The sequence below is a fragment of the Brucepastera parasyntrophica genome (assembly GCF_022376835.1).
Lineage (GTDB): Bacteria > Spirochaetota > Spirochaetia > Treponematales > Treponemataceae > Brucepastera > Brucepastera parasyntrophica.
In genome coordinates this window covers 2,113,816-2,132,371 of the sequence record NZ_CP084606.1, presented here as the reverse complement: position 1 = coordinate 2,132,371, position 18,556 = coordinate 2,113,816, and the positions used below count along the sequence as shown (strand labels likewise).

The window sequence follows — 18,556 nt, the reverse complement described above, 5'->3', positions numbered from 1 at the left end:
AAGGCAGAATAAACAGCCAGGCGCGTTTTCATGTACAAAATAACAGGCGGCACTATGACCGGTATACCATAAACTCCGGTTAAACTCAACTTAATCTTTGTGTTATATTCAACAAAACGTGTTATTTCCCGGGGAGTCCTTCCCATTAAAGAAAGCGGAAAATATAAACGATAAATAGTATAAAGATGTTTTTTAACACCCGGAATATTTCCAGAACAGGGAGTGTATTCCGGCTATCATTAATCCCGGAGACTTATATGTGGGCAGTATATGCAGTTCTTTCAGCCGTGTTCGCAGCGCTTACGTCAATTCTTGCCAAAGTAGGTATCGGCGATATAAATTCAAACCTGGCTACCGCAATCAGAACAGTCGTTGTGCTGGTTATGGCCTGGGGAATTGTATTCATTTCAGGCGTCCAGACTGAAATCAGGAATATATCGGGGAGGAGTCTGCTTTTTCTGGTACTGTCAGGCATTGCCACAGGCCTTTCCTGGCTCTGCTATTACCGGGCAATCCAGATCGGCGACGTTTCAAAAGTGGTGCCTATCGATAAATTCAGCATTGTGATTACTATTGTGCTGGCTTTTATTTTTCTGCATGAAGCCATTACCCTGAAAACGGTTATAGGCTGCATTCTTATTACGGCGGGAACTTTTGTCATGATTTTAAAATAAAAGAACCGCCCGGAAAAGCCCGAACAGTTCTTCATGGCGTTTATAACAGAATCTTACAGGAACCTGTAGCCGATCGCCGCCTTGAAATCCAGTCCGGATTTGAATATGCCGTAGTCCACTCCCAAAAGGGAAGCATAATCCAGAAGATCACTTTCGATCACATTTTTTGTCTCTATGCCGAACAGAGCGGTGCCCCGTATAAATAACCGACCCAGATTAATATCCAGCTGCGCGCCAAGTTTAACCCATAATGTATTGAAATCAGCTTTACTGTATCCGTATGGCTCGGGATCGAGAGCAAGGGTTATCTGGTAATCAATACCAATCATCGGAGCCAGCGTGATAAATCCCAGTTTAAACGGATATTTGGCATACAGTCCAAGATTCATAAAAGTAAAATCAAGAGTATAGAAATCGGTACTGCCGAAAAGAACACCGATATCAAATTCCAGATAGGTTAAATCAACAAACCCGTATGCGCCAAAATAACTTCCGGCATATGTTTCCTTGTCACTGCCAAGTTCTTCCGATAAGAATGTGAGATCAAACTGACCTCCCAATCCGGCGCTCAAACCAATTGCGAAAGTCCCTGAAACCATCAGAACCGCGCACATCAATACTGCAGCAAGCTTTTTCATTACAACCCCCAAAACTTTTTTAGTGATTTATCATAAAATCACTTTATTATGCGCGTGATATTTTTGCCTTATAAAGCGGAAAGAAAAAAATATTCACCGGGAAACAGAATCTCCACTAGTATTGTAGCGCACTATATACAAAAAAACAAACTAATAAATTAAATTTACAGAAGGGCTTTGTCATGATTTTAAAATAAAAACGCCGTAAAGACAAACAGTACGGCGTTTTTTATTGCTTAATAAGTACTCTTACAGGAACCTGTAGCCGATTGCGAGCCTTAAATCCAGTCCGGTTGTAAAGATACTGAGAGAGGAAACTGATGTATCCATTAAATCTATCAGGTCTTTTTCAAACTTATTATGCAGTTTTATGCCAAATAACGCATTACCCCGTACGAACAGCCGGCCGAAATTGATATCAAGACCGCCGCCAAGTTTAAACCACAGGTTATTTAAATCAGCCTTATCCACTCCTATTGGCTCGGGGTCCATAGCTACACATATCTGATAGTCGATACCAAGCATAGGATACAGGGAAATCATGCCTAACTTGAAAGGATATTTTCCATACAGGGCAAGATTCAATATTGTCAGGGATGAGTCAAGGTCATCATCCTTGTCAAAGAGCATACCGATATCTACTTCCACATAGGTAGCATCGATGAAACCATAGAAACCCAGAATACTGCTGGAATCACTGTCCTTCGATGTTGCGCCCAAAAGTTCTGTCTCGGTAGAAACAAACCCAAAATCAAACTGGCCGCCCAACCCGGCGCTCAAACCGATTGCGAACGTCCCGGAAATCATCAGAACCGCGCAAGCCAACACTGCAATAATTTTTTTCATTGTGACCTCCAAAAACCTTTTGTTTAGTGATTTATCATAAAATCACTTTTTTACAGGTGTGATGTTTTTTGCTTAAGAAAGCAGAAAACAAAAACTCCGTTCAAGAATGTAAACGGTGTTCTGTCTTATTGTAGCGCATAATACACAGAAAAACAAAGAAAATCGTTCTTTTTTCGGGATTTTTATCTTTTTCAAACCAATGGATACATATATTTCCTGCCGGTATATTTTTTACAGAAACCGGAATCCGACAGCGAATTTCAGATCAGGGCCCGAAGAAAAAATACTCTCGGAATAATCGTTTTTATCGGCATAATTGGCAAGGTCTTCTTCCAGGCTGTTATAGAGCCGGAATCCGTACAGAAGGCTTACGCGCAGGAATACTTTTCCGGATACGGAAAAATCAGAGCCCACGCCGAACTTGACCCACAGGGCGCTTAAATCAGAGTCCTTGTAGGAATAACCGGGAAGCCAGCTTGCCGTACGCCAATCCGTATCGCTTGATATATACCACTGGACTTCAGCGCCAAAAAGCGGAAAAATTGTCACTGCGCCAAGATTGAACGGATATTTTCCATACAGCCCGAAATTCATTCCTGTGGCCTTGTCATACCAGAAATCACCGGAACGGTAAAAAAGAAAATTGACAGTCAGTTCCGCATACTGCGCATCAAAAAACCGTGAAACCCGAAAGAAACCGCGGAATATTCGATAGTATCGGCAAGGGAAGGAATTTCCGTCCTGATCTTTGTCATTTCCATTGAAAAACTGCCTCCGAGGCCAGCCCGCAGTTCAATGGCAAATGAAGCCTGTATTGTTATAAGGAGAAGCAGTATCGCTATAGTAATTTTTTTCATTGTGTATCTTCCGTCCCTGTTTGTAAATATACGGTTTTTTTTTCCTGCCGTCTTCCGAAAAATTCCGCAGAATTTTATTCGTGGCGGAGGTTTATACCCCGCTGCAAAGCAGCGTGGTATTTTATTATACACTATTTGAAGGTCTTCGGGGAGAAAATATTGCCCCGGACCCTGAATAGACCATAACAATTCCTGACCATTCCGGATAAACAGGAAAATTCCCATTCTTGTATAAGAACAATTATTTTTATAGAATGAAATCATCGGCATATCCCGCCTGAAACAGACGGAGATATGCTGTTTCTGTAACATATATCCTGAGTATACATAATACTCCGAATGTGAAAAAAAGTCCGGCGGCAAAGGAGCGGAACAATGGCTAAATATCCCTTTGAGACAATCGAACCAAAGTGGCAGAAATTCTGGGATGACAATAAAACATTCAAGACAATTGAAGATCCTTCAATTCCGAAGGAAAAACGGCAATATGTTCTCGATATGTTCCCCTATCCCTCGGCAGCAGGACTCCACGTCGGACACCCGGAAGGATACACGGCAACCGATATCTTTTCCCGTTATCTCAGGATGAACGGCTATGCGGTTCTTCATCCGATGGGCTTTGATTCATTCGGCCTTCCGGCGGAAAATTACGCAATAAAGACAGGGACGCATCCCCGTATAACTACCCAGAAAAATATAGACAAATTCCGGGAACAGATAAAAGCTTTCGGCTTTTCCTATGACTGGGACAGGGAAATTTCAACCTGTGACGAGAATTACTATCACTGGACCCAGTGGATTTTCCTGCAGCTGTTCAAGCAGGGCCTCGCCTATGAGGCTGAAACACCTATTAACTGGTGTCCGAGCTGCAAAACCGGCCTCGCCAATGAGGAAGTAAAAGAAGGCAAATGCGACCGGTGCGGGACCCAGGTGGAGCGGAAAAACATCCGGCAATGGATTCTGAAAATTACGAAATATGCGGAACGGCTTCTCAATGACCTCGAAGACCTCGACTGGCCGGAATCGGTCAAGTCAATGCAGCGGAACTGGATAGGCAAAAGTGAGGGGGCTGATGTAACATTTAAAATAGCCGGCACTGAAAATGAAGATCTGCTTATTTATACCACACGTCCGGATACCCTTTTCGGGGCAACCTATATGGTTCTGGCCCCGGAACATCCGCTTGTAACGAAAATAACAACCCCGGACCGGAAAAACGCGGTTGAAACCTATATTAATGAAGCTGCAAAAAAAAGCGATCTGGAACGGACTGATCTGGCAAAGGATAAAACAGGCGTTTTTACCGGAGCGTATGCAATCAACCCGGTAAACGGCGTAAAAATCCCTGTTTGGGTGTCCGACTATATTCTGATTTCCTATGGGACCGGCGCTATTATGGCGGTTCCCGCCCATGATGACCGGGACTGGGCCTTTGCGCAGAAATTCGGCCTGCCGGTCATCCAGGTAGTGGCTTCAAAGGAAGAATGGGAAAAGAAAGGGAAAAACGGGGATTATTCCGCGGTTACGGAAGAATGTACGGCGGCGGACGGGTATGCAGTTAATTCAGGAGAATTTACCGGCCTCGAAACCGCTGAATTCAAAAAAAGAATTACCGGCTGGCTCGAAGCAAAAGGCATCGGAAAACGGGCGGTAAATTACAAACTGAGGGACTGGATTTTCAGCCGGCAGCGTTACTGGGGGAACCTATCCCTCTCATTCACTGCGAAAACTGCGGTGTTGTCCCGATGGACGAAAAAGACCTGCCGCTCCGCCTGCCCGAAGTTGAGCGTTACCAGCCGACAGGAACGGGAGAGAGCCCTCTTGCAGGAATTGACGACTGGGTAAATACTACCTGCCCGAAATGCGGAGGACCGGCCAAGCGGGAAACTAATACAATGCCCCAGTGGGCAGGCTCATGCTGGTATTATCTGCGGTATCTTGATCCCAAAAACCCGAAGGAATTTGCCGCGCCGGACAAAATAAATTACTGGATGCCTGTTGATCTCTATGTAGGAGGCGCGGAGCACGCGGTTCTCCACCTCCTGTATTCCCGCTTCTGGCATAAGGTTTTATTTGATCTCGGCCTGGTCAATACCAACGAACCCTTTACACGGCTCATTAACCAGGGACTGATAACGTCATTTGCCTTTCAGCGGAAAAATAAAACCCTTGTGCCGATGGACGAGGTCCGTGAGATTCCGGGGAAAACCGATGAATATGAAGAAACAGCCACGGGCGAAAAACTGGAACGGGTTATCGCCAAAATGTCCAAGAGCCTGAAAAATGTCATAAACCCCGACGATATTATCAGTGAATACGGCGCGGATGCCGCGCGGTTATATGAAATGTTTATGGGTCCGCTTGAAGTTTCCAAACCCTGGAATACCCATGGTCTGGTGGGGATCAGCCGTTTTCTTGAACGGGTATGGGTCCTTGCCGAAAAACAGATGACGGACAGTTCAACAGAAGACGTATCGACCCCACAGGCCGAAGAAATTTCCAGACTCCTGCACAAGACAATAAAAAAAGTCACGGAAGATACCGCTTCCCTGAATTTCAACACCGCAATCAGCCAGATGATGATTTTTACGAATGAACTTTCCAAATATGACTCTTTCCCGAAGGCTGTCTGGGCGGAATTTATCAAGCTTTTATCCCCCTATGCGCCCCATCTGGGGGAAGAACTCTGGGAAAAACTCGGCAGCACGGAAACAATAACCTATGTCCCCTGGCCGGTTTACAATGAAGACCTGTGTGAAGATAACATCTATACCGTAGTTGTCCAGGTAAACGGAAAAATAAGAGATAAATTTGAAGCTCCGGTCGACACCGGCAGGGACGAACTTGAAAAAAAGGCCCTGACCATGCCCGGCGCAATCAAATTTATTGACGGAAAAACACCGAAAAAGATAATTGTCGTTCCGGGAAAGCTGGTTAACATTGTTGTGTAAAGACTTGCCCCGGAATAATACTTTTCAGGGAAAAAGTTCTTGTACTCGATTTCAGTTTGTATTACATTAGTAAACATATGAAATACATAGATTTAAGAAGCGATACGGTAACCTGGCCCACAAAGGAAATGCGCGACGCAATGGCAAATGCTGTTGTGGGCGATGATGTTTACGGTGACGATCCTACCGTAATTGAACTGGAGGCATATGCCGCCAGCCTGACCGCAAAGGAAGCCGCCCTGTTTGTTCCCTCCGGAACATTCGGGAATCAGCTTGCCCTTTTCACCCATTGCCCCGAGGGTCCGAAATAATACTCGATGACAGCTGCCATATAATACAGCATGAAGCGGGGGCGGCCGGCGTTATTGCCGGGGTACAGACAAGAACGATTGACTTCGGAAATGAAATGATATCCTTTGACCGCATTAAAAAATATATACGGACCGAAGATGATATGCACCAGCCGAAAACCAGCCTGATCTGTCTTGAAAACGCCCATTCAAACGGAAAGGTAATTCCTCTTTCTGTTATGGAAAATATCCGCCGGGGAGCGGACCGCTATCATGTTCCCATACATCTCGACGGCGCCCGCCTTTTTAATGCGGCGACCGCGCTGCATGTGCAGGCAAAAGACATAACGCAGTATGTTGATTCGGTTATGTTCTGCCTTTCCAAAGGCTTATGTTCTCCAGTCGGTTCAATCCTCGCGGGAACCCATAAATTCATTGACGAAGCCCGGAGAAAACGCAAAATAATGGGCGGCGCCCTCAGACAGTCCGGAGTTCTTGCGGCGGCGGGACTCGTGGCGTTAAAGGATATGCGCCGCTATCTTGAAACCGACCACGAAAACGCGCAGTTTATGGCTGAAAAACTTGCTGAAATTCCGGGAATAATCATAAACCCGGAAGATGTGCAGATAAATATGGTTTTCTTTAATCATGAGCAGAATGAAACTATAAACAGTGAAGCCTTTGTCGAATTTATGAAAGACCGCAATGTCCTTGTAAATAACAGTGACGCGGACAACAACTTCCGGCTGGTAACCCATTATTGGGTAGACCGGGAACACATTCTGACAGCGGTAAAGGCTATAAAAGAATTTTACGCACAGGAATAAACATGCAAAAAGATACAGCTCCGGACAGAATAACTCTTGTCCGGAGGGCCGCATTCATTGCGTTATTCGGCAATCTTGTTCTTGCCGCAATGAAGATAGCAACCGGAATTTTCGCAAACAGCCTCGCGGTTCTGGGAGACGGAATTGACTCATCAACAGATGTTGCCATCGCTCTGATTACTCTGGTAGCCGGAGCTATCATGAATCAGCCCTCGGACCGGAAGCATCCCTGGGGGCACCAGCGGGCGGAAACTATTGCGACCGTCATAGTGGCATTTATTATCATGATTGCCGGTTTTCAGCTCGTCAAAACCTCTGTTACCCAGCTCTGGAACCGGGATTTCCAGAACCAGCCGGAACCCATTGCCCTGATAATTACGGCAATTTCCATTGCGGGAAAATTTCTGCTCGCCTTAAGCCAGTCCCATTACGGGAAGAAGGCAAACAGCGCCATTCTGAGAGCCAACGCGAAAAATATGGTCAGTGACATTATTATATCCGCGTCTGTTTTTGTCGGTCTCGGGGCCTCAATGCTTTTCAAACTTCCGATACTGGATCCCATTATTGCCCTTCTTGTGGGATTATGGGTAATGAAAAACGCTCTCGGCATTTTTATGGAACAGAACCTTGAACTCATGGACGGAAATGCTGACGACCACCAATACCAGATACTTTTTGACGCGGTAAAATCAGTCCCCGGAGCAAAAAATCCGCACAGGGCCCGCATCCGGAAAATGGCAAACGCCTGGGACATTGATCTTGATATCGAAGTAGACGGGAACCTGACCGTTTACAAGGCCCACGAAATTGCGCAGGCAGTGGAAGCGGCCATCCGGGAACGGATTCCTGAGGTTTATGATATTATGGTTCACGTAGAACCCGCGGGAAAAGGCGAACACGGGGAACAGTTTGGCATAGCGTCCCGGAATTTTATGGTCAAATAATCTAAATTATTTGACCATTTCCGATTCTAAACTTATAGGAGTATAAATCGGAATCAGAGTCTCAGGAATAATTTTTTTAAAAGATTTCCATGCATCAATAAATTCGAGCATATATTGCTGTATATTGTTAAACCATTTCTGCTGAAAAGCTGTGGCCTCCGGACCTATATACCGGTAATGCCAGCATTCCCATAAATAGCCGGTTACATCTTCATATCCGTCGGGAAAAGACAGGGACCAGCCAAAGCGGGCGGCATTTGCGTCAAGCCACCGCCCCGCGCGGGTCCGGATAAATTCCGGCGTGATTGAACCAAAATCCACAACAGTTCCAAGCTGGTGCTGACTCGCTCCGGGACGGGCGGATTCGCGGTCCGCGGCTTCCTGCCCCATCTCCCTTACATATCTGTTATATAACTGGACCTGATACTGGTAGGACCGGTATGTCGAGCTGGCGAGGAGTGTTATCCCTTCTTTCCGCGCGGCAGCGGCCATTTCCTCCAGCGCGGCTTCAACATTGGCCCGCAGAGAGAGGTCGTTCCTGCTTATTGTATATGACGTTCCTTTTCCGCTCAGCGGAACCAGAGCAGGCGGAACAAAATCAGCCGGCAACAGGTTTTTTTTATCAACCAGAATGAGCAGATTATCCGTATCGTTTGCAATGAGCCGTTCCAGTTCGGAAATGAATTCAGCCTGATTAGCGTTTATATACGCAATTAGTCCGGAGGGAATGGACGCCGGAGCCTCAAAAAAAACTTCCACAGCCGCCTCCTTTCCGGAAGAGCCGCCCTCGTCCTTTTTTTCTGAAAAGCAGGAAGAAACAAGCAGCAGAAAACAGCAAAGCATAATACCAGTTTTTTTCATTTTGAAAAGTCCTTTATTGACCAGCCCCGCCTGCGGGCTATTCTGCGCAGCCGCCAATCCGGGTTAGCTGCAACCGGATCGCCGACAATTTCCAGCAGCGGAAGATCATGAATACTGTCAGTATAAAAAGAGCAAAACTGCAAATCTATTTTTCCGCGCTGGGCAAACGTATTGATAATATCCCTTTTTATCCGGGAAAATACCGGCGCTCCGGCAAGACGTCCGGTAAAAACATCGTTTACATATGAAAACTGCGTTGCTATAATATCCTCGGAAGATATTCCGTAATACTGCGCAAGCGGATATACGGCTTCAAAAGGCGTGGAGGTTGCAAGAACGATCCTCTTCCCCTCGCTCCGGAGTTTTTCTATTTCGCGGGAAGCTCCGGGATACAAATCGTTTTTGAGTTTTAACTCAAAGGCCTCTTTTCCTATATCTTCTATCTCGTCCCTTGTTTTACCGCGTAAAAAGGGAAGGGCAAAACTATACAGATTTTCAATCTTGAAACTGAAAAGCCGGTAAAAAATATACAGAAACGGCACAAGGAGAAAATACCACCATTTAATATAATGACGTTTCATACAAATAAGCGCAAAAGCAAGGGCGGTCGCCCTCCTGCTTATGGTATGATCAACATCAAAAAAAGCAATAGAATCACACTGCATAATTATTAAAGAAAAACTGCTATACGGCTTTTGATAATGCCGCTCTTATACAGGATCCGTGACGAAAGATTATTGCACATTTGCAGTCCCATGCCCCGGTAATGTCCTGAAACCATATCATAATACATTCCCGTTCTTTTGTCAGCACGCACCAGTTCATCAAAATTTGATGTCGCATATGCGATAGTAATCTTTACCGGCGGGATTTTCTTCAGGGAAACCCTTATTTTCTCTGATAAAAATAACTTCCGTTTACTGTATGATATGATATTATCAACATACTCGCTTGCTATTAGCAGGCACCGTGTCCTTTCATCAGAAGTCAGAAACTCACAGGACAGTATTTTCCGCTCCAGCAGAATCAGAGAGGAAGCGTCCTTATTCAGGAAAAACGAACAGGTGTTACTCTGAACGCGCAAAAAACTAAATAACTTCCGTAAGTGAATAAATTACGGTAAACAGCTCACTGAAGCCGGTCGATTCAAGGGCAAGGCGCACAGCTTCCGAAGGCTTCATGATAAACAGTTTATGCTTGAAATCCTCGCTGTCATTATATGCCGCGATAATAATTCCGATGCCGGAGGAGGAAATATTCGTAACCTGGGACAGATCAAGAACCAGATTTGTTTCCTTGATCGCCTCATACATTCTTTTTTCAAGATCTGCCGAGGTATAGGAATTTATTCTTCCGTGAACTTCAAGCAATATATAATTAGGGCCGCTTTTCTCAATTATTGTCAGATTCTCCATACAAAGGCTCCCTTATTTACTCAAATATTTTATTACCAGAACGGTAATATCATCTTCAAGTTCCCTGGATACGAATTCGACCAGGGCGTCACACTGGAATTTGGCGATACGGCTTGCCGGATAACCCCTGTTATCGAGAAGCAGCCTCTGGATCCTGTCTTTTCCATACGGCTCGCCCCGGAGGTTGGTTGCTTCTATCAGTCCATCCGTAGTCATCAGGATGATATCTTCGGGATTCAGGGCAATTTTCTTTACCTTCAGATACTTTCCTATATCCTTAACAAATCCCAGAATTTTTCCGTCGCCCTGAATTTCTATCGCGTTATTATAGGAGGCGGTATACAGGAACATGACCGGAACGCCGCAGTTAATATAATACATGGTATTTTCACTGAAATCCATGAGTCCGAAAACTCCGGCAAAATAAGTTCCCTTGGGCAGGTTGTTGCGGACAAACGCGTTAACCTTGATAACAAGCTGCTTGAAATCGGTTGTTTCCGCGAGCATGGTCCGGAGCAGGGCTTTGAGGATAACCATTGACATTGAAGCGTTCAAACCCTTTCCGGAAACGTCGCCCATTACATACAGGTATTTTTCATCGGTCAGCTTGATAAAGTCGATAAAATCCCCCCCGATCTGACGGGCGGCCCTGGTAATAAAATCGGCGTCAACCTTCGGGTGCTGGATCCGGTCAATATTGTCCTGAATACCGGTAATAACCTGCGCGGAATACTCTATTTCGCGGTCAATCGTGAGAACAATGGATTCTTTCGCGATATTCTTCAGATAGTACATAACAAGGAAGAAGTTCGAATACAGTTTTGAAAGAATAGTATAGTCATAATCGGTATAATCCGACCCCCGTTTTTTCGGACCGAACATAATCATTCCGACAACATGGTGTCCTTCACGGAGCATCATAAACGCGTCGGCGTTGCTCATATCAAAAAGCTGCAGCAAATCGGGTTTTACTTCCGCATACACATGACTTGTAATGGCCTGCGTCTTAAGCACAATGGATTCATTTTTACTGAGCAGGAAATTCAGGGCCTTGTTTCCGGCGGAAGGGAATGATTTTTTTTCTCCCGACTCGGTATACGCGCTTACGAGATTATTGCTGTCATCCGAAACAAAAATTTCAACGCTTGAACTGTCAACATAATGCTTTATGGTTGAAACAACCGAGTCAATTATTTTTTCGCGGCTCAGGGTAAAATCGAGTTTTTCCAGAGCTTCTTCAAGTTCCCGCTCGTATTCGCTCCCCGCGCGGACAAACCTGCTGAGGACCTTGCCGACCTGGTCCCGCAGCAACAGTATCATAACCACTATGAATACCAGCAGGAAGAAAACGACAACAGCGTTCGGAATATAATTGATTGCCAGACTGACAAGAATGGCGGCAAGGAGGCTGGACATAACGCCCAGAACAATAAAATTGACCAGGGATGTCGCGAACTGCGACCGGTCTATCAGGGTTGTTATTGAAACAGACCGGTATACGGCAATCAGCAATACGGCCAGTCCGAAGGGAATAAGGGGGAAAGCCCAGGTAAACTGAGTGGAAAGCCAGTACAGAACATAGGAAGAGGCGACCCCGGCAATAACTGAAACTGCCAGAAAAATAAGCCGCTGCCTGTAGATCCGGCTTCTGATTGCTATCGCGCGGATAATCAGGGTAACAAGGGTCAGCGCGGGATAGCCTACAAGATATATCAATGCATACAGGAGGAATCCGTCCATAAGGCCGAAGAAATCCCTTGAATGAATGATTATGCTGCCTTCCGGTGAAAGTTCAAGGCCCCTGACGGAAACAAAAACAAGATATACACAGAAAAGAATCAGAATCCAGTTCAAAATGGTCAGAACGGTAGGGCGCGTATTATATGGGACTGAAACGGTAAAACTGAAAAGCGTTACAAAAACGCCGGCCAGACAAATCAGCGCGAGACGGAAAAGAAGCGGACTGATGGTTGTATTTCCCAGATACAGCAAATGCACCGAAAGCCCGGCAAACAGGGAAACAAATGCGGAGAGCATTGTTATCAGGGTAAACATTCCATTATTTCGTTCTGAAACAGAATCCAGATAATAGGAAAAGAAGAAGAGCGCAATAGCGAAAATATAATTAAAAAAGAGCAGACTCATAGTTACTCCTCAATTTTTGCAACGAGCACAGTAATATCGTCGCGCAGTTTTTTATCACCGTTGTATGAAAATACCAGATCAATCAAATCATCCAAAAAGGGCTGGGCCTTTTTCGGTGCGCTGTTCCGCAGCGTATTCAAATACAATTCCGTATCACCCAGCTCTACGCCGGATTCATCCATAACTTCCGAAATACCGTCCGAAGCCATTAAAATAACATCGCCCCGGTACAGGTTTGCTTCTTCTTCATCTATATCCCCAAGTTCAAGAATACCAACCAGACTGCAGGTTGAAGGCAGTGACTTGATTTTATATCCCTGCGGAGACTTGCTCAGAATCAGGGGATCAGCCATTGAAGCATTAACATATCTGATGGTCATCTTCTTGGTATCGACAATACCGATAAAAAGAACCGCGTATTTATCCTGCAAATGCATGGACTTGATCGCGGTATCAACCGCCCTGACAACGCCGGGAAGGTCTTCCTTGTTTTCAATAACCTTAACGGTATTCATGATAACACCCATAACAAGGGCAGAAGCGAGACCCTTGCCGGAAACGTCTCCAAGCAGGAAAAAGGTTCTGTTTTCATCGAGCGGAATAACATCATAGAAGTCCCCGGAAACATTAACAAGGGGACGGAAATATGCGGATATATCTATACCCGCTATTCCTGACGTATCCTTTGGAAGGAAGGAAAGCTGGGTCTGCGCGATCATATTCCATTCTTTTGAAAGCTCGGAAATGGCCGTCAGTTCGGCGATTGTCCGGGAACGTTTCAGGAAATTGCCGAATTCATATACCATATTGGTAAAAAGACTTTCTTCAAAAACTTCCATATAACGGCACATTACGAAAAAATGCTGTTTTTCATATACAAGAAAAAAACCGCGGGCGTTTTTAAATTCGGAAACGAGGCCCATATTTTCATCTATAAGATAAAAACCCTCCGGCCAGCGGTGATTAAAATTGAGGTTGAGTGTTTCCAGGGTTTTGGGATCGGTAACTACCCTGCCGGGACTGTTATAAATTACGTAGGAATTTTCCGAGTTAACATATAATACCGAACAGTCGGCCTCATATTCCAGTACGCCCTGTATCGAATCTATTAAATCTTCCAGGGTAAAGGAAAACCTGAGCCGGTCAATAAACCGGACAAACAGTCTGTTGGCGTCAATATGGAAACATTTATACTCCATGCGCGACCAGACAGCGCTTACGAGCAGAGAGGCGCCCGCCGTCGCAACAAAGAAAACAATGGCTGCCGCAATAAAGTGTCCGCTGAAAGGGAAATCCGGAATAATAATAAACATGAAAAAGGTAAAAATTAATCCGACAAATATATCAATAACAAGTTTAGCGAGCCGTTTCCGGGTCCGAATCATCTTGAAATACCTCTTAGTGTGAAGAGATTATATGGTCAATTTTAAAACCAATATAGTTATTGTAACACAGCTTCAATTATTTGAGAACAAAAAAAAACAGGAATTGCCGGGCAATTCCTGTTTTATTGATATTTTTCAGCTCAGTGCTGCTTATCAGCAAAGGGAACAGGTGTCGGTTCGGTATTTTCACCCTGAATTTTGGAAACTTCCTCAAGCAGGGTTTTTGCCTTCGGAGACAGCTTTGCCGGAACCTGCACAATGATTTTAATATACAAATCACCTTTTTTGCCGGAAGGCGCCGGCACTCCTTCGTCCCTGATCCGCAGAAGCTTGCCGTTCTGTGTCCCGGACGGGACTTTCAGGCGAAGCTGTTTTTTATCAAGGGATGAAATCACTATCTCTGCGCCGAGAGCAGCCTGCGTTATTGAAATGGGGATAGCGACATACAAATCCTGTCCCGAACGCTCGAAGTAGGGATGCGGTTTTACGCGGATAAAAACATACAGATCGCCGTAGGGGCCGCCGTTTGGACCGGCGTCGCCCTGACGGGGAATATTGATCTTTTTACCGTCTTCCACCCCGGGCGGAATTGTAACAATAATTTTCTGGCGTTTTGTCTGTACGCCGGAGCCGCCGCAGTCTTTGCACGGGTTTTCTATTATAGACCCTTCACCATGACAGACAGGACAGGGTGAAGCAATGGAAAAGAACCCTGAACTCTGGCGGACCTGACCGGTCCCCTGGCAGGTGGTACAGGTTTTTCTCCCGGTTCCGCCGGTACCCTTACAGGTAGTACAGGTTTCATTCCGGTGATACTGGATTTCAGCCTTGGTCCCATAGACGGCTTCCTGGAAGGATATCTGGAGGTCGTACCGGAGGCTTGCTCCCTGAGTTGCACTCCTTCCACGGGAAGAAGAACGCCGGCGGGAAGAACCGCCGCCGAACAGGTTTTCAAAAATTCCTCCGAAGTCTCCGAAAATATCCTCAAAGCCCTGAAAATGGCTCGGATCAAAACCACCGGAACCCCCGCCGCCCATGCCTTCAAGCCCGGCGTGGCCGTACTGGTCATAAATCTGCCGCTTCTGGTCATCGGAAAGCACTTCATACGCTTCGGAAGCTTCCTTGAATTTCTCTTCAGCTTCTTTATTTCCGGCGTTTTTATCCGGATGATACTGCACAGCCAGTTTACGGTATGCTTTTTTTAAGTCATCTTTTGTTGCGCTTTTTTGTACGCCAAGAACTTCATAATAATCTTTTTTTGCCACAGAAAACCCCGCTGTAAGTATACTGCAAAAAACGGGAATCCCTGTCAAGGATTCCCGCCTTACTTACTGCTTATCGTCGTCGCGGACTACTTCATAGTCCACATCGTCGGCAGAACCCTTGTCGGGTCCTGGTTCCGGGGCGGCCTCTTCGGGCTCCTGCTGGGCGGCTCCGCCCATGTCAGGATTCGCGCCTTCAGTATGCTTGTACATTTCCTCGGCAATCTTGTAGGTTGCCTGTTTGAGGGCCTCGGTTTTTGTCTTAATGGCTTCGGTATCACCGCCTTCAATTTCGGTTTTAAGGGCGGCGACCGCCTCTTCTATAGCCTGCTTATCGGCGGCATTTACCTTATCGCCCATTTCCTTGAGAGTTTTTTCGGTCTGATAAACCATGGAATCAGCTTCATTGCGGGTTTCGACCTTTTCCCTTTCAGCTTTATCAGCGGCGGCATTTGCTTCCGCTTCCTTTACCATCCGGTCAATTTCATTCTCGCTCAATCCGCTTGAGCTTTCAATGCGGATATGCTGTTCCTTTCCGGTGCCCAGGTCTTTTGCGGAAACATGGACTATACCGTTGGCGTCGATATCGAAGGTTACCTCGATCTGCGGAACCCCGCGGGGCGCCGGAGGTATACCGATAAGATCGAATTTCCCAAGGGTTCTGTTCTGACTGGCCATTTCGCGCTCACCCTGCAGAACATGCACGGAAACAGCGGTCTGTCCGTCCGCCGCAGTTGAAAAAACCTGGCTCTTGCGGGTCGGAATGGTTGTATTCCGGTTAATCAGACGGGTAAACACACCGCCCATTGTTTCAATACCAAGTGAAAGCGGAGTAACATCAAGAAGCAGGACATCTTTTACATCTCCGCCGAGAATACCGCCCTGAATGGCCGCGCCGATGGCGACCGCTTCATCAGGATTGACGCCTTTTGAGCCTTCCTTGCCGAAAAGTTCCTTTACAATCTGCATGATTTTCGGCATGCGGGTCGAACCGCCGACAAGAAGAACATCGTCAATCTTATCTACAGAAACGCCGGCATCCTTGATAGCCTTTTTACAGGGGTCCTTTGTCCTTTCAAAAAGATCATCGGTCATCTGCTCAAATTTCGCGCGGGACAGGCTCTTCTGCAAATGCTTCGGGCCGTTTGCGTCGGCTGTAATAAAGGGCAGATTGATTTCCGTATTGGTGACGTTTGAAAGCTCGATTTTTGCCTTTTCAGCCGCTTCCCGGAGACGCTGCAGGGCCATACGGTCCTGAGACAAATCGATACCGGTATCGGCCTTGAATTCATCAACCAGCCAGTTCATTATGCGGCGGTCAAAGTCATCACCTCCAAGACGGGTATCGCCATTGGTTGATTTGACTTCAAAAACCCCGTCGCCGAGTTCAAGAATGGAAATATCAAAAGTTCCGCCGCCGAGGTCATATACGGCAATCGTTTTCTCTTTTTTCGAATCCTTATTGAACCCGAAAGCGAGAGACGCGGCTGTCGGTTCATTGATTATGCGTTTTACATCAAGCCCGGCGATTTTACCGGCGTCTTTAGTGGCCTGACGCTGGGCGTCATTGAAATAAGCGGGAACCGTAATAACAGCTTCCGTTACCGGTTCGCCGAGATAATCTTCAGCGGTTTTTTTCATCTTCTGAAGGATAAAGGCGCTTATTTCCTGAGGAGAATACAGTTTTCCGTTAACATCTATGCGGCACTCATCTCCCTGTGCAACAACTTTATATGGAACAAGCTTTGCTTCGCCGGACAGTTCACTGTACCGGTGTCCAATAAACCGTTTGATGGAATATATTGTGTTTTCCGGATTGGTGATCATCTGGTTTTTAGCCGGCTGGCCTACCACTCGTTCGCCTTTTGCCGTAAAACCTACAATTGAGGGGGTAGTCCGGCCGCCTTCCGAATTCGGAATAACAACGGGTTCGCCGCCTTCCATAACAGCGACACAAGAGTTGGTTGTTCCCAAGTCAATTCCAATAATTTTTCCCATACTATATATTCTCCTTTATGCTCAAAAAGTTAATTATCTTATTTAATTCTTTTTTGTTCCTTACATATAAGATACTGCTTTTTTCCGCTTTTACATACTATAATTATGCGTCCGTCCGGAATACCGGAGGCTTATTTATCCGGCTGTTCTGGCATTGCAACCATAACTTTGGCGAGCCGGATAACCCTTCCCTTCAGCTTATACCCTTTCACATATTCCTCGGCGACAGTGGGTTCCTTAACTTCGGGAGCGGTAACCGAACCTATAGCTTCCTGAATATTCGGGTCAAACACTTCTCCGACGGTGGGGTAATAAACCAGCCCGTATTTATTTTCAAGCATTGAAGCCATCTGCTTGCGGATCATGATAACTCCATCCACAAAGGCGGATAACGATCCGGTATCAGGAGAAGCTCCGGCTTCAATAGCCCTGTCAAAATCATCAAGAACCTGGATCAGGTCTACAAGCAGGTTTGTGTTTGCATAATCTATGGCGTCCTGCTTTTCCTTGATCATGCGCTTGCGGTAATTATCAAAGTCAGCGACTTTCCGGAGATACAGATCCTGCAATTCCGCGCATTTTTTTTCAAGATTTTCCGGAGAATCAGTCCCTTCGGCCGCCGTTTCTTTTTCCCCCGGCTTGCCTGCGGCCTGCTCGACAACTGCTTCAGTATCGGGCTCGGACAGCTTTTTTTCGTAGTCGGGTCCGGAAATTTCTTCCTTTTCTTCATGTTTTTTCATTTTATTCCTCAAAAAAAAGATACTAATATGAAAGCAAAGCGGTCAATATTTTCTCACTATAAAAAGCACTTCAAATGTTGTTCCAGTAACACAAAAGTACCATTAGAGTAATTTTGGTGTATCCTTTTATAATATACTAAAAATAATTAGCCGGGTAACTAAAAAATTATATATGCACGGTCTGCCGGTAAAAATACGGCGGGCATTATAATACTATTGCAGTTATTGCCGAAAGATATCCGAAAACTATGTCCGGCCTCTCAGACAGGTATATAGTTTCCGGATCAGGTTCCGTTGGTATCTTTATAATTACGTATTTTTCTGGACTTCTTCTACAGTTATAGTGTATCCTTCTTTTTTTGCGAGTGCCACATATTCTTCTATCGTTCCTATTTCATCAAATTTTGCTGCAAAAGCGTCATCGGTGCTCATTCTAGTCTTAAATTCAGTAAAACCCATTCTGTCCTCCTCATCAGCATTTTTACGATTTAATTATACATTGTAATATATAGTTTCGTAAATTGAAAAATATATTGTTAGGTAATATTCTCCCTCATTTACCGTTCTTTGAGTTTTGCAAGAACGCCTTTTCATAGTAAATATACTAACTAAACAAAAAAAAGGAAGGGTGCTTTTATGCATTACCGCATTATTATAGGAAATCAGGTTTGCCGCTCCGGGGTTTTATGAGGCGCCGCAGGCAAAAAACAGGACATTTTTCCG

General features: G+C 45.5%; 16 protein-coding genes and 2 pseudogenes. 4 read left to right on the top strand and 14 right to left on the bottom strand.

From position 1 onward, the window contains the following. Positions 1-257 precede the first annotated feature (257 nt). A complete protein-coding gene (locus K7I13_RS10085) occupies positions 258-674 on the top strand; it encodes an EamA family transporter (RefSeq protein ID WP_255945240.1) in 417 nt (138 codons plus the stop codon). A 53-nt stretch (positions 675-727) separates the two neighbouring features. Here the strand turns inward: K7I13_RS10085 and K7I13_RS10080 are convergent, their stop codons facing one another. The 4 genes from K7I13_RS10080 to K7I13_RS10065 all read right to left on the bottom strand — a co-directional run bounded on the left by K7I13_RS10080 (position 728) and on the right by K7I13_RS10065 (position 3,015). After that, entirely contained in the window at positions 728-1,312 is a 585-nt protein-coding gene (locus K7I13_RS10080; protein ID WP_255945231.1) for a TDE1717 family outer membrane beta-barrel protein, read from the bottom strand. A 249-nt stretch (positions 1,313-1,561) separates the two neighbouring features. Then, a complete protein-coding gene (locus tag K7I13_RS10075) occupies positions 1,562-2,158 on the bottom strand; it encodes a TDE1717 family outer membrane beta-barrel protein (protein WP_255945230.1) in 597 nt (198 codons plus the stop codon). A gap of 231 nt (positions 2,159-2,389) precedes the next feature. Then, complete coding sequence (locus K7I13_RS10070; protein WP_255945229.1) at positions 2,390-2,752, bottom strand: hypothetical protein; 363 nt, start codon at positions 2,750-2,752, stop codon at positions 2,390-2,392. 56 nt (positions 2,753-2,808) lie between these two features. Then, positions 2,809-3,015: a hypothetical protein gene (locus tag K7I13_RS10065; RefSeq protein ID WP_255945228.1), complete on the bottom strand. Its 207-nt coding sequence runs from the start codon at positions 3,013-3,015 to the stop codon at positions 2,809-2,811. Between the two features lie 375 nt (positions 3,016-3,390). Here K7I13_RS10065 and leuS point away from each other — a divergent pair. From leuS to K7I13_RS10045, 3 genes and pseudogenes are all read left to right on the top strand, one after another. Continuing rightward, a pseudogene (gene leuS / locus K7I13_RS10060) lies at positions 3,391-5,966 on the top strand (leucine--tRNA ligase). A 77-nt stretch (positions 5,967-6,043) separates the two neighbouring features. Beyond that, a pseudogene (ltaE, locus tag K7I13_RS10050) lies at positions 6,044-7,083 on the top strand (low-specificity L-threonine aldolase). 2 nt (positions 7,084-7,085) lie between these two features. Beyond that, positions 7,086-8,027, top strand: coding sequence for a cation diffusion facilitator family transporter (locus K7I13_RS10045; protein WP_255945225.1), 942 nt, complete (start codon positions 7,086-7,088; stop codon positions 8,025-8,027). Between the two features lie 6 nt (positions 8,028-8,033). Here K7I13_RS10045 and K7I13_RS10040 read toward each other — a convergent pair whose 3' ends face one another. From K7I13_RS10040 to K7I13_RS09995, 10 genes are all read right to left on the bottom strand, one after another. Next, the gene (locus K7I13_RS10040) at positions 8,034-8,888 is read right to left on the bottom strand and encodes a M15 family metallopeptidase (protein ID WP_255945223.1); all 855 of its coding nucleotides are present in this window, start codon (positions 8,886-8,888) and stop codon (positions 8,034-8,036) included. Then, positions 8,885-9,553, bottom strand: a complete 669-nt coding sequence (locus K7I13_RS10035) for an HAD family hydrolase (protein WP_255945221.1) — start codon at positions 9,551-9,553, stop codon at positions 8,885-8,887. Before K7I13_RS10035 ends, K7I13_RS10040 begins: the two co-directional genes overlap by 4 nt. Positions 9,554-9,558: 5 nt before the next feature. After that, positions 9,559-9,972, bottom strand: a complete 414-nt coding sequence (locus tag K7I13_RS10030; RefSeq protein WP_255945219.1) for a hypothetical protein — start codon at positions 9,970-9,972, stop codon at positions 9,559-9,561. Between the two features lie 4 nt (positions 9,973-9,976). Then, positions 9,977-10,303 carry an STAS domain-containing protein gene (locus tag K7I13_RS10025; RefSeq protein ID WP_255945217.1) on the bottom strand — a complete coding sequence of 109 codons (327 nt, stop codon included), beginning with the start codon at positions 10,301-10,303 and terminating at the stop codon, positions 9,977-9,979. A gap of 12 nt (positions 10,304-10,315) precedes the next feature. Continuing rightward, positions 10,316-12,448: a SpoIIE family protein phosphatase gene (locus K7I13_RS10020; RefSeq protein ID WP_255945215.1), complete on the bottom strand. Its 2,133-nt coding sequence runs from the start codon at positions 12,446-12,448 to the stop codon at positions 10,316-10,318. Between the two features lie 2 nt (positions 12,449-12,450). Then, the gene (locus tag K7I13_RS10015) at positions 12,451-13,833 is read right to left on the bottom strand and encodes a PP2C family protein-serine/threonine phosphatase (protein ID WP_255945213.1); all 1,383 of its coding nucleotides are present in this window, start codon (positions 13,831-13,833) and stop codon (positions 12,451-12,453) included. A gap of 140 nt (positions 13,834-13,973) precedes the next feature. Then, positions 13,974-15,098, bottom strand: coding sequence for a molecular chaperone DnaJ (dnaJ, locus tag K7I13_RS10010; protein WP_255945211.1), 1,125 nt, complete (start codon positions 15,096-15,098; stop codon positions 13,974-13,976). 63 nt (positions 15,099-15,161) lie between these two features. Continuing rightward, entirely contained in the window at positions 15,162-17,093 is a 1,932-nt protein-coding gene (gene dnaK, locus K7I13_RS10005) for a molecular chaperone DnaK (RefSeq protein WP_255945209.1), read from the bottom strand. A 131-nt stretch (positions 17,094-17,224) separates the two neighbouring features. Then, positions 17,225-17,845 (bottom strand): nucleotide exchange factor GrpE, encoded by a 621-nt coding sequence (locus K7I13_RS10000; RefSeq protein ID WP_439647432.1) that lies wholly within the window; start codon positions 17,843-17,845, stop codon positions 17,225-17,227. A gap of 297 nt (positions 17,846-18,142) precedes the next feature. Continuing rightward, on the bottom strand, positions 18,143-18,292 hold the full coding sequence (locus tag K7I13_RS09995) for a Nif11-like leader peptide family natural product precursor (RefSeq protein ID WP_255945205.1): 150 nt from the start codon (positions 18,290-18,292) through the stop codon (positions 18,143-18,145). Positions 18,293-18,556 lie beyond the last annotated feature (264 nt).

Coding starts and splice junctions, on each gene's coding strand:
- K7I13_RS10085 (WP_255945240.1), top strand. CDS start 258: ATGTGGGCAGTATATGCAGTTCTTTCAGCCGTGTTCGCAGCGCTTACG.
- K7I13_RS10080 (WP_255945231.1), bottom strand. CDS start 1,312: ATGAAAAAGCTTGCTGCAGTATTGATGTGCGCGGTTCTGATGGTTTCA.
- K7I13_RS10075 (WP_255945230.1), bottom strand. CDS start 2,158: ATGAAAAAAATTATTGCAGTGTTGGCTTGCGCGGTTCTGATGATTTCC.
- K7I13_RS10070 (WP_255945229.1), bottom strand. CDS start 2,752: ATGAATTTCGGGCTGTATGGAAAATATCCGTTCAATCTTGGCGCAGTG.
- K7I13_RS10065 (WP_255945228.1), bottom strand. CDS start 3,015: ATGAAAAAAATTACTATAGCGATACTGCTTCTCCTTATAACAATACAG.
- K7I13_RS10045 (WP_255945225.1), top strand. CDS start 7,086: ATGCAAAAAGATACAGCTCCGGACAGAATAACTCTTGTCCGGAGGGCC.
- K7I13_RS10040 (WP_255945223.1), bottom strand. CDS start 8,888: ATGAAAAAAACTGGTATTATGCTTTGCTGTTTTCTGCTGCTTGTTTCT.
- K7I13_RS10035 (WP_255945221.1), bottom strand. CDS start 9,553: ATGCAGTGTGATTCTATTGCTTTTTTTGATGTTGATCATACCATAAGC.
- K7I13_RS10025 (WP_255945217.1), bottom strand. CDS start 10,303: ATGGAGAATCTGACAATAATTGAGAAAAGCGGCCCTAATTATATATTG.
- K7I13_RS10020 (WP_255945215.1), bottom strand. CDS start 12,448: ATGAGTCTGCTCTTTTTTAATTATATTTTCGCTATTGCGCTCTTCTTC.
- K7I13_RS10015 (WP_255945213.1), bottom strand. CDS start 13,833: ATGATTCGGACCCGGAAACGGCTCGCTAAACTTGTTATTGATATATTT.
- dnaK (WP_255945209.1), bottom strand. CDS start 17,093: ATGGGAAAAATTATTGGAATTGACTTGGGAACAACCAACTCTTGTGTC.
- K7I13_RS09995 (WP_255945205.1), bottom strand. CDS start 18,292: ATGGGTTTTACTGAATTTAAGACTAGAATGAGCACCGATGACGCTTTT.